General features: G+C 58.6%; 11 protein-coding genes and 1 pseudogene. 9 read left to right on the forward strand and 3 right to left on the reverse strand.

The genetic code is table 11. The features are described from left to right. The 3 genes and pseudogenes from H9Q09_RS22615 to H9Q09_RS22005 form a co-directional block, all read left to right on the forward strand. Positions 1-122 (forward strand): annotated as a pseudogene (locus H9Q09_RS22615) (IS481 family transposase); the annotation flags it as partial. Between the two features lie 20 nt (positions 123-142). Beyond that, positions 143-1,306, forward strand: coding sequence for an integrase arm-type DNA-binding domain-containing protein (locus tag H9Q09_RS22000; RefSeq protein WP_348646350.1), 1,164 nt, complete (start codon positions 143-145; stop codon positions 1,304-1,306). 152 nt (positions 1,307-1,458) lie between these two features. Next, the gene (locus H9Q09_RS22005; protein WP_187392847.1) at positions 1,459-1,665 is read left to right on the forward strand and encodes a hypothetical protein; all 207 of its coding nucleotides are present in this window, start codon (positions 1,459-1,461) and stop codon (positions 1,663-1,665) included. 44 nt (positions 1,666-1,709) lie between these two features. On the opposite strand, the gene H9Q09_RS22010 is transcribed toward H9Q09_RS22005, so the two are convergent. Further along, positions 1,710-2,576 carry a formylglycine-generating enzyme family protein gene (locus H9Q09_RS22010; RefSeq protein ID WP_348646351.1) on the reverse strand — a complete coding sequence of 289 codons (867 nt, stop codon included), beginning with the start codon at positions 2,574-2,576 and terminating at the stop codon, positions 1,710-1,712. Between the two features lie 281 nt (positions 2,577-2,857). After that, positions 2,858-3,640 carry a GntR family transcriptional regulator gene (locus H9Q09_RS22015; RefSeq protein WP_187392848.1) on the reverse strand — a complete coding sequence of 261 codons (783 nt, stop codon included), beginning with the start codon at positions 3,638-3,640 and terminating at the stop codon, positions 2,858-2,860. A 96-nt stretch (positions 3,641-3,736) separates the two neighbouring features. Here H9Q09_RS22015 and H9Q09_RS22020 point away from each other — a divergent pair, with 96 nt between their 5' ends. The 6 genes from H9Q09_RS22020 (at position 3,737) to H9Q09_RS22045 (ending at position 10,368) form a co-directional block, all read left to right on the forward strand. Then, positions 3,737-4,240 carry a tripartite tricarboxylate transporter TctB family protein gene (locus H9Q09_RS22020; RefSeq protein ID WP_187392849.1) on the forward strand — a complete coding sequence of 168 codons (504 nt, stop codon included), beginning with the start codon at positions 3,737-3,739 and terminating at the stop codon, positions 4,238-4,240. A gap of 7 nt (positions 4,241-4,247) precedes the next feature. Further along, on the forward strand, positions 4,248-5,762 hold the full coding sequence (locus H9Q09_RS22025; protein ID WP_187392850.1) for a tripartite tricarboxylate transporter permease: 1,515 nt from the start codon (positions 4,248-4,250) through the stop codon (positions 5,760-5,762). A 74-nt stretch (positions 5,763-5,836) separates the two neighbouring features. Beyond that, positions 5,837-6,760, forward strand: a complete 924-nt coding sequence (locus tag H9Q09_RS22030) for a tripartite tricarboxylate transporter substrate binding protein (RefSeq protein ID WP_187392851.1) — start codon at positions 5,837-5,839, stop codon at positions 6,758-6,760. Between the two features lie 71 nt (positions 6,761-6,831). After that, entirely contained in the window at positions 6,832-8,292 is a 1,461-nt protein-coding gene (locus H9Q09_RS22035; RefSeq protein ID WP_187392852.1) for a sulfatase-like hydrolase/transferase, read from the forward strand. A gap of 244 nt (positions 8,293-8,536) precedes the next feature. Further along, positions 8,537-9,463 (forward strand): sulfite exporter TauE/SafE family protein, encoded by a 927-nt coding sequence (locus tag H9Q09_RS22040; RefSeq protein ID WP_187392856.1) that lies wholly within the window; start codon positions 8,537-8,539, stop codon positions 9,461-9,463. Beyond that, positions 9,460-10,368 carry a TIGR02186 family protein gene (locus H9Q09_RS22045; RefSeq protein ID WP_187392853.1) on the forward strand — a complete coding sequence of 303 codons (909 nt, stop codon included), beginning with the start codon at positions 9,460-9,462 and terminating at the stop codon, positions 10,366-10,368. Before H9Q09_RS22040 ends, H9Q09_RS22045 begins: the two co-directional genes overlap by 4 nt. A gap of 469 nt (positions 10,369-10,837) precedes the next feature. Here the strand turns inward: H9Q09_RS22045 and H9Q09_RS22050 are convergent. Then, positions 10,838-11,115: transposase (locus tag H9Q09_RS22050; RefSeq protein ID WP_187392854.1), on the reverse strand; the 278-nt coding region annotated here is incomplete at its 5' end.

Raw genomic sequence — 11,115 nt, forward strand, 5'->3', positions numbered from 1 at the left:
CCCGGCGCCTCAAGACCCTGAAGGGCCTCACGCCCTACGAGTTCATCTGCAAACGATGGACTTCAGAACCAGAACGATTCACGCTCGATCCAATCCACCAAATGCCGGGACTAAACACCTAAGCGCACGGGCGGTAGCTACGATCACAAAGCCAGGGCGGCATTCCGACGGCAACGGCCTTTATCTCGTAGTCGGACCCGGATCCTCCCGCCGCTGGCTCTTCATGTTCCGGTGGCAGGGCAAGCTGAAAGAGATGGGGCTCGGTGGCGTCTCGTCAGTCACGCTCGCTAAGGCACGTGAGCGCGCTACTGAGGCTCGGCAGGTGCTCTCAGAGGGGCGCAACCCGATCGATGAGCGGCGGGCAGGACGGGAAGAACGCAAGGCTGCCGTCACCTTCGGCGCCTTCGCCGACGAATTGGTCAAGGATCTCGCACACGGCTTCCGCAACGAGAAGCATACAGCGCAGTGGACAATGACACTTACCACCTATGCTGCGCCGCTGCGAAACAAGGGTCTGCAGGATGTAACGACAGACGACGTTCTGCATGTCCTGAAACCCATTTGGCTGACGAAGAACGAGACCGCATCTCGCTTGCGGGGACGCATTGAGCGGGTTTTGGATGCAGCTAAGGCAAAAGGGCTTCGTTCAGGCGAGAACCCAGCCCGCTGGCGTGGTCACCTTGAAATGCTGCTCCCGAAACGCCAGAAACTTCAGCGGGGTCATCACGCCGCTATGCCGTACCAGGACATTCCTGGCTTCATGGCGGACCTGCACTCGCAGAAGGCTACAGCCGCGCTCGCGCTTGAGTTCACCATATTGACCGCCGCACGTTCTGGAGAGGCGCTCGGCGCGCTCTGGTCGGAGATGGATCAAGAAGCGAAGATGTGGACCATTCCAGCGGACCGGATGAAGGCCGGCCGGCAGCACAGAGTGCCGCTATCGCCGCGAGCGCTGGAAATCCTCAAGAAGATGGAGCAGGCCAAAGTGAACAGCTATATTTTCACTGGCCAGAAAGCCGAGCGCCCTCTTTCCAATATGGCGATGCAGATGATGCTACGTCGCATGAACCTAGGACACTTCACCGTCCATGGATTTCGCTCTGCCTTCCGTGACTGGGTGGGCGAGACCACCGACTTTCCAAGGGAACTCGCAGAACTAGCGCTTGCGCACGCAGTAGGAGACGCGACCGAACGGGCCTACTCACGTGGCGATGCTCTGGATAAGAGGCGAGCGCTGATGGATGCATGGTCGAAGTATTGTCAGTTTCCGCAGCCACGAGAAACTCATGAACCCGAGGATATATAGTCATGCGCGGAGCATTTTTCGGAAATTTGGCAAGCGCTTCGCGCGGTTCTGTTTGCGTAGCGGCAGCGGCGGGGGGACCCAAAGGGGGATAGCGGGTAGCGCCCATAGAACACACCCATGAGGTGCCTCCGGAAGGGAGTGTCAGGAGCTCTGTGTATCTGGCCACCGGCCCAAGCGGTCTTCAGATACCGTCAGGCGTCAAAGTGCCCAACGAACATTACGGCCAATTGATTTCGGGCCGCAACCCATTCCCGGACAGCGCGGCCGCCCTTCTCGAAGTTGCGGATGGCCAGGAAAATCAGCTTCGTGGCGGCCTCTTCGGTCGAAAACGAGCCCTTGGAATCTCTTCAAAGCAATGAATCACGCTCGAAGCTCTGCGGCGAGCGACTCTTTCAAAACTCTGTTAGTGCTGGCCATGTGTAGGGATATGGATGTTGTCTCGCGGGGTGAAAGCAATACGGAATCCAGTGTGGCTGGAACTGTTATCGGGCGCGTTTCCAGTACGGGCGGCGATGCGGTAACGCCAGCAGTAGGAAGAGTGGCAAAGGAACGAACCACCCTTCAACAGTTTTGCACTACTTGAAACCGCCTGATCCGATCGACGACGTGCGGCTTTGCGCAATGAACGGATGCGGAAAGGGTCCGCCGACCACTCCCAGACATTCCCGCTCATTTGATGCAGCCCGTAGCCATTCGGAATGAACGCATCAACCGGCGCGGTACCGACGTAACCATCTCGGCCTAGATCGCTCTCTGGGAATAGCCCCTGCCAAATGTTGCAAGGGAAAAAGTCTGCGTCGTTCGGATCGCGGTCCCCCCAAGGATAACGCGGGTCAAGTAGCCCACCGCGAGCTGCATGCTCCCACTCTGCTTCCGTCGGCAGCCGTGCCCCGGCCCAATCTGCGAAGGCCTGCGCATCATTCCAGGAAACGTGGACCACAGGATGGTCCTCTCTGCCATTGGTGTTCGTGGATGGCCCCTCGGGGGCCGCCCAACTGGCACCTTCTACGGCGATCCACCAAGGGACATCAGGAGCTGGGCGTCCGCTCGCCGGACGTTCTGCCAAGAGACCGATAAAAACAAACGACCAGCCATAGCGCTCCGCATCCGTAACGTAATCGGTGTCTGCTTGAAAGGCCGAGAAATCGCGATTTGTCACAGCGTAACGATCAAGCATGAAAGAGCGTACTTGAGCTTTACGCGGGGGACCTTCTCCGTCGGCGGTGATCTGCGGATCTTCCGTTCCGGTGCGAACCGCGCCGCCTGGAATAGAGACGGCGCGACCGTATAGCGTGGCCCTGAACGCTTCGGCGTCGAACGCGGCGCTACATCGGCTCGTGCGCGGAACCCCAATACCGACGTCGCCTTTTCGGAGCGCGGCGGGAACACAGCACCCACGTGGCCGCGGGGTCAGAGCCGGCTGAGACGGTGTCGCGGCATCACCGGAGGCTGTGACGATGAGGCGAGCAAAACTGCCGGACCTTGGCGTTACTCCTCTCGAAATTATTTCCGTAAGCCCACTTCCGGGCACATTTTGATAAACGGGCACGCTTAGCTACCCACAACCAGCTCAAGATAGAGTGCTTCTTCCGTCGGAGGCACCCAAAGAATCTGGTAATACATCGGACGACCGCCGCTCATGTAAGCCACTGCACGAATCTCCATTCCATTCTCTCCGGCTAAGCAGCCCGATACCTCGGCTGCATCGGACGGCATCGGCGCGACGCGCATCCACTGCTCGACACGCTGAACACTCAATCCGAACAGCTCCAAGACCATCCGCTTCAGGTTGCGCCCGTCGATGTCCTGTGGAGGCATCTGCATGAATGCACTGAACATGCTCATCTGCATGTAGGTGAAGGTGGCGATGCGGAAGCATCCCGCGATGTCAACGTGTCGATCGAGTCGTAATATCCCATTTGAATCGGTGCCCAGTATCTCGGTCCAAGGTCCGGCTTCGACCTCCAAAGCGCGATGGATAAGGCGCGTGTAGACAGGCAGGGTATCTCTGCTGTTAGGCAGGGTAAACCTCGAGTGGAGTGGCTCGTCCATCCTTTCTCTTCGGTTGGTAACGAAGGTGCCGCGCCCTTGGCGCCGCAGGATATAGCCGTCGGCGGTGAGCTCGCGCAGTGCACGCTGAACCGTGCCTAAACTGAAATTCGTACCTGCAGCCAATGTTAGCTCCGCCGGCAACCGCGTGCCAGGGGGCAGCTGCCCAGCCTCGATAGCGCCGGCGATGCTTTGTCTCAGTATCTCGTACTTCGCCACCCCACGTGGTGCGGCTGCCGGGCCGGGGTAGGCTTCAAAGAAGAGCTTGTCAGAGTGGGTCGACATCAGGGTCTCGAACAGGAGTGTTGACAATAGCTATATAGCTTATAGGCTATGACGTAAATGAAGAACGCGCGAGATGCGTCTCAGGGGAGGAATGCGATGAGCGAAGGTGGACATGTTGGGCCCGCTGCCGATAGCCGCAGCACTGCATGGAAAGATGCCGGATTTGCAGGAGTATTTCTCGCTCTTGGGTTATATGCGGCGTACCATATAAATTACATCGACACCCCTGGGTTCGTCATGAGCACCGGCAGACTGGATTACGCGGCAGTTCCGACGATCGCATCCGTCGGAATCGTGATCTTGTCGATCATTTATTTAGCTGGTTCTCTGCGCAGGGCCTTCTCTGCTCCGGTGGTGCACAAAAATCGCACTCAGATCGCCTGGAACGTTGTTCTTCGCCGAATTGGCACACTGCTACTTTTGACTGGCTTCATCTTAATGCTGAAGCAAATACCTTTCTTCATTGCCTCGGCGATATTCCTATCAGCAATGTTCGCCCTACTGGGACAGACGTCGCTTTGGCGCATTGGCGTAGTGGCGCTGGTTGGGGCAGGTGGTTTGCACTTGCTCTTCGTCGTCGCACTCAGTCTTCCGCTGTAGGTCAATCATGTTGCAAAATTTGATCGCAGGGTTTGGCGACGCCCTCCAACCCTTTAATTTGCTTCTCACGATCGCTGGCACGGCACTAGGCATCATAATCGGTGCCCTACCGGGGCTCTCGTCTCCAATGGCGATCGTGGTCTTGCTGCCGGTCACTTACGGCATGGAGCCGTTACCAGCTCTCCTTCTAATGATCGGTATATACGTTGGGACCAAGCTCGGCGGCTCCTATTCAGCTATTCTCTTGCGTACCCCAGGTACGCCAGCCGGTGCATGTACCGCCCTCGATGGCTATCCACTGGCCCAGCAAGGCAAAGCGGGGCACGCACTCGGCTACGCGACGGTGGGATCCTCCGTCGGCGGCTTGATCGGTTGGGCGGTCGCCGTCTCATGCGTCCCGCTTATTGCAACTGTTGCGCTCAACGCAGGGCCAGCGGACATCGCCCTCATTGGCACTGCTGGCTTGGTTATGGTGTGCGCATTCGTGCGCGGCTCCCTGGTGAAGGGTTTCCTGGGGGTGCTTTTCGGTATTCTCATCGGCACCGTCGGCATCGATCCAGAAGATGGCGTAATGCGATACACGTTTGGAAGCCTCGAATTAAGCTCAGGGATTCCATTCGCGGCGGCACTTGTCGGAATCTTCGGTATCGCAGTCGTGCTGAGCGACATTATCCTAATTGGGGATCGGTCTCACATTGTCGATAAGGTTATGCGCCTCGCCATGCCGAAGGCGCGAGATATCGCCAAACGTTGGCAAGCGATCGCAATCGGCGCGGGCTACGGCGTCGGCGTCGGCGCCGTGCCCGGCGTCGGCGCGGATGGCTCAACATGGTTGTCTTACGCCACTGTACGCAACCGCTCAAAGACTCCAGAAAATTTCGGCAAGGGGGAACCGGATGGCATCCTAGCCCCAGAATCCAGCAACAACGCTACAACTGGCGGAACGATGATCCCATTGTTAACGCTGGGGATTCCGGGTGACGGCTCTACGGCAGTAATGCTCGGAGCGCTCTTGCTACATGGCGTTACACCAGGCGTGACCATGATGCGGGATAATGGTGATATAGTTTGGGGTATTCTTGCGGGGCTACTTATCGCCAATATCGCTATGTTTTTTCTAGGCTGGAAGGCGATCCGTTACTTTATCTTCGTTCTCCAGCAGGATCGGTCGTGGTTGTTTCCGTTTATCCTGATACTCGCTACGATCGGCGCATTCGCCACCAGCAACACCGTGTTTCCCATCTGGGTTGCGCTCGCGTTCGGCGTTATAGGCTTCTTGCTGGAACAGCGTGGATTCCCGGTCGTAACTATTGTTCTAGGCATCATTCTGGGGCCGGTTATCGAGATCAATCTACGTTTAGCTATGTCTCTGTCGAATGGAGACTGGGGTACTTTTGTTGCCACGTGGCCACGAATTTTTCTGATCAGCGTAGTGCTTTTATTGATTGCGATGGAGATCAGGCAGAGTTTCAAGCACTCTAAATCGATCTCCGACGCTTCCGCGTGCTCTGCACACTCGTAATAAGAAAAGGAGGAAACCTTATGTCCTTTACGCAATCAACGTGCGTCGCCTTGGCGCTTCTAGGACTGTGTTTAATGCCAGCAACGGCCTCGGCGCAAAAATATCCGTCCGATACCATCCACATGATCGTACCTACAAACGCTGGCGGCGGTACGGATACTATCGGTCGTGCGATCGCGGCAGCCATAGAGGAGACTTCCGACGCCAGCGTAGTAGTCGATAACATCGCTGGCGCAAGCGGTACCACCGGAACCATTGCTATGCTTCAGGCTGAAGCGGACGGCTACACGATACTGCTTTATGGCAGCAGTGATCTAACTTCTTTTATGACTTTTCAAGAGGTGCCGTTTACCCTTGATGACTTTAAATATGTCGGTGGGGTAATCTCAACGCCGACATGGGTCGTTGCGAACTCGGCGCGCGGCTACAAAACTATTGATGATCTCTTAGACGCGGCGCGCAACGAGCCTAACAAAGTAACAATTGGTGTAGGCGGAGCGGCCGGCGCACATGCCATTGTCGCACACGCCATCGTGGGGCTCAGCGAAGCTCCACTCAGGGTCGTCGCCTATCAGGCTGGTGCACAGTTGCGGAAAGGCTTGCTTGCGAATGAGGTCGACGCGGGCGTGATCCATTCGCCAATTATGCTGGACGCTATCAAAAATGGCGATATCACAGTTCTCGCAACCGCAGGTTCGCTCGACCGCATCGGCTATGAACCGCTGCGTGATACCCCACTGCTGAAAGACTCTGGCCTCGACATCGATGTCGGCGTCACGCGCGGTGTCTATGTCCCGAAGGACACCCCTGAAGATGTAGTTTCGAAGCTCACCGATATGCTGAAGACCGCAGCTGAGAGCGAAAACTTCGCCGCATTCGGCGAAAAGTTTAGCTTCGCCCCTGCGTGGATGCCGCCAGCAGAGTTCGAAGGCCTTCTCCGCAATGAGAGAAGTACGTTCCAAGATGTGTACGACAACATCATCGCCAAGAATCAGTAATTCAGCAAAAAAACCGGACAGCGCGGCATGGCGTCGCGCTGTCAGTAATTCGAGAAAGGCAATTCCGGAAAATGCAAGCTCAGAACCTCATAGTTATTATGTCAGACGAGCACCAACGGGCAATGGCGGGCTGCTACGGTCACGAGTTCATCACGACCCCAAATATCGATGCGCTGGCCGCGAGGGGCACGCGCTTTGACAACGCCTATACGTCTTGCCCGATTTGCGTTCCCGCGCGGGCGAGCTTCGCGACTGGCAAGCACAATTCTCAGATCGGTTTCTGGGACAATGCCGATCCATACGATGGTTCGATCCCTTCCTGGCATCACCGCCTGCGGGACACCGGCCATGAGGTGGTCTCTATTGGCAAGCTCCACTTTCGCTCGAGCGACGACGACAACGGCTTCTCGCACGAGATCCTGCCGATGCACGTCATCGAGGGAAAGGGCGATCTGATGGGTCTTGTACGGGAGGATATTCCCGTCCGCGGCGCGGCCTACAAAATGGCCGACATGGCTGGCCCGGGCGAATCACCTTACACGCTTTACGATCGGCAGATCGCAGCGGAAACCGCCAAGTGGCTGCACGATGAGGCCCCCAAGCACACCGATAAGCCTTGGGTATTGTTCGTCTCGTTCGTCACACCGCACTTTCCCTTGACGGCGCCGCCCGAGCATTACTACCGTTATTATAACGACCCCAACCTGCCAATGCCGAAGGCATACGCAAAGAGTGAGCGGCACTACCACCCCTACATCAACGACTATGCCAACTCGTCAAACTACGACGCGCATTTTAAATCGGAAGATGACGTTCGCCGCGGTGTGGCAGGCTACTTCGGACTGTGTAGCTTCCTCGATGAGCAGATTGGCAAGGTTGTTACTGCGCTCGAGGAAAGCGGGAATTCGGCCTCCACTCGCATCGTCTATACTAGCGACCATGGCGACAGCGTCGGGGCGCGGGGACTTTGGGGTAAATCGAACATGTACGAGGAAGCTGCCAGTGTGCCGTTAATCGCAGCGGGCGAGGGCATCCCTGAAGGGAAGGTGATCGACACCGCTGCGACTTTCCTCGACATCTACCCCTTTATCATCGACTGCGTGGGTGAAAATGGAAAAGGGATGGTCGAACCGGACCACCCCGGCACCTCTATCGTCGAACTCGCGAACGGGATGGACCCAGACCGTACGATCCTGTCTGAGTACCATGCGATGGGTTCGACGGGCGGCATCTACATGCTGCGCGACCGGCGTTACAAGTACGTGCATTTCGTCAACTACGCGCCGCAGCTCTTCGACCTTCAGACGGATCCGAGCGAGATGACCGATCTCGCTGGCGACCCAGCCTACGCGTCGGTGTTGGCTGATTTCGAGTCACGACTGCGGGAACGGCTTGATCCGGAGGAGGTCGATCGTCGCGCCAAGGCACGCCAAAGCGCGCTGCTGAAGGAGGCCGGCGGAAGGGATGCGGTCATCAAGCGAGGCGACCTCGGCTATTCGCCACCGCCTGGGTATCAGCCAGAGCTTGCCTAACGCATCATTCGATAGCGTTCCGTCTGAGTTGCGCCAGCCTCGCGTGTTCGGCGCTTTTCTGATGCGCGACAAGCGGTGTCTAGCCCTGACGGAATGCGTTGGCTGAAGTCATTCATCCGTCAGCGTCCTCGATCTCGCCTTGTCCACCGGATCGGTGATCACTCGAGCATGCACAGGTAGGGGGTCGGGCGAAGACGTTTCGGCTCCCTTCCTTGGCTACATGAACTCACGCACCGGGCAACACGTGAATCTGTACCTCCCGATCGCGGAACTTTCGGTCAACATGGCCGTCCTCTTCGGAATGGGCGCGGCGGTGGGTTTCCTGTCGGGACTGTTCGGCGTTGGCGGAGGCTTCCTGATCACGCCGCTGCTGATCTTCTACAACATTCCACCGGCAGTGGCGGTCGCAACGGGGGCCAACCAGGTGATCGCCTCGTCTTTCTCTGGGGCGCTGGCGCACTACAAGCGCGGCACGGTCGATCTCAAGTTGGGCACGGTGCTGCTCATTGGCGGTGCCGCGGGCTCGGCGACAGGCGTTGCGCTATTCACCCTGCTCCGGCGGATCGGCCAGCTCGATCTGGTCGTCTCGCTCCTCTACGTTGTGTTCCTTGGCGGCGTCGGCGGACTGATGCTGGTCGAGAGCATCCAGTCGCTTCGGCGTTCGAGCGGAGGGTCGGGCGAAATCCGGCGTTCCGGCAAACACAACTGGATCCACGGCCTGCCGCTGAAGATGCGTTTCCAGCGGTCCAAGCTGTTCGTCTCGGTCATCCCAGTGCTGGCGATCGGCTTCCTGATCGGCACACTCGCGGGCATCATGGGCGTTGGCGGCGGCTTCATCATGGTGCCCGCGCTGATTTATCTGTTGCGCGTGCCGACCAATGTCGTCATCGGCACTTCGCTCTTCCAGATCATCTTCACCGCCGCGGTAACCACAATTCTGCAGGCATCCACCAACCACACGATCGACGTGGTGTTGGCGTTCTTCTTAATGCTCGGCGGAGTGATCGGGGCGCAGTTCGGCGCCGAGGCGGGGCGCAAGCTGCGCGGCGACCAGCTGCGCGCGCTGCTGGCGCTGCTTGTCCTGGCCGTGGCATTGCGGCTTGGTTTTGAGATGCTCTCGACGCCGGCCGAGCCCTATTCGACCAGCATGCCGAGCGGAGAGATCGGATGAGGTCATCGGCATCCTCTTTGCTACGCCACTGCCGCGGCGGGTCGGTGTGCCATGTGGCGGGAGGGGCGGCTGCCTTCGCCCTGGTGGCGGCCACGCCCGCGCCGGTCTCCGGACAGGTGGCTCTTGAGACCTTCGAAATTGGCGTGTCGACCAGCCGCATTGGCATCACCTCCGACTTTTCCGGTACCCGACTCGTCGTCTTTGGCGCTCTCGACAACGCCGATGCGCGGATACGGCGCCAGCAGCGCTACGACATCGTCGTTTCGCTGGTCGGCCCTCGCCGGCCGGTGGTCGTGCGCAAGAAGGAGCGCACCCTCGGCCTCTGGATCAACCGCGATTCGGAGGCCTTCGACATCGCCCCGGCATCCTACGCGCTGGCCTCGACACGGCCGTTGAGCGACATCACCCGCGAGAGCTTCAGGGTGAGCCTGTCCATGGGCATTGACGATCTGCGGCTGAGCACCAGCGAGGGCGGCCGGTCGCATCTCCTTCCCGATCTTGAGGCGGAGCCCGAGACGCTCGCGGTCGCGCCACCAACGGACGGCGAACCGACGCTGGTTCCCAACCGCGACGAGTATGCGAGCGCGCTGCGCCGGATCCGGCGCGGGCGGGGCCTCTACAACCAAACGATCGGTGGCGTCGAATTCGTCAGCGCCACGCTGTTCCGTGCCGATCTACAATTGCCGGCCGATCTGCCGGTTGGCAATCACACGGTCCGCGCCTTCCTGTTTCGTAACGGGGTCTTCATCCGTCAGAGCAGCGAGCCGCTGCTGGTCATCAAGACTGGCTTCGAAGCCATGGTCGATGATTTTGCCCGCAATTATTCGTTTCTCTATGGCCTGTTCGCCGTGGTATTGGCGATCTTTATGGGCTGGTTCGGCCGTGTCGTCTTCAAGCGCGACTGACGCGGCGCGCCCAGCGGGCGCTTCGTGACGCCGCAACGCTCCCAAGTTTAACGCTTTTCACCACTCTGCTAATCCAGAGTGGGACCACGAGGAGAGAGGGAGGAACCGGGCCGTACATGAGAGTGCCATGGGAGCAAGCTGCGTTTTCCGTCCGAGGTTGTCCTCGCGTTGGCGAGCAGCCGTGGTGCCAATATCAGCACGTGACATCGACTCAACTCCAAGCCTTCTCTTCGTCCGAGAGGCTCAGAAATTCGTAAGCGTAGTCCCGGCTCCACCTTTCGCGTTTTGGCCTGACGGGCGAGTCTGACGATCTTGAGGAGGATCGTTTTGTGTCTGGTTTTGACATTACGCTTAAGCCGATGCGTCGGATCGAGGTGATCAACGGCGCTGGGGGACGGCGCCGGTGGACTGCGGACGACAAGGTGTCAAACGGCCTTCAAAATTTGGTCTGACGCACTTTCGATGACGATCAGGCGGCGCCGAGCAAGCAGGCCTCGAGAAGATCAAGCTTGGCGCGCCCGTACATTTGCCGCTTCACGAGCTTGAGCTTGTTCACCTGGCCTTCCGTCTGGCCGTTCGACCACGGTTCGGTAATCGCGCCCTGCACTGCGGATGCATCCTTACTGATGCCGCGAGCGAAGGACGCCAACAAACTTCCCTCGGCATCGTGAATCCAGGACGAAAGATCCCCGACTTCTCGACTGCGGATCATGGCATGAAACCGGTCGATCAACTCTCTCGCCTTGG

Origin of the sequence: Aurantimonas sp. DM33-3, assembly GCF_014334315.1 — a bacterium.
GTDB classification, from domain to species: Bacteria; Pseudomonadota; Alphaproteobacteria; order Rhizobiales; family Rhizobiaceae; genus Aurantimonas; species Aurantimonas coralicida.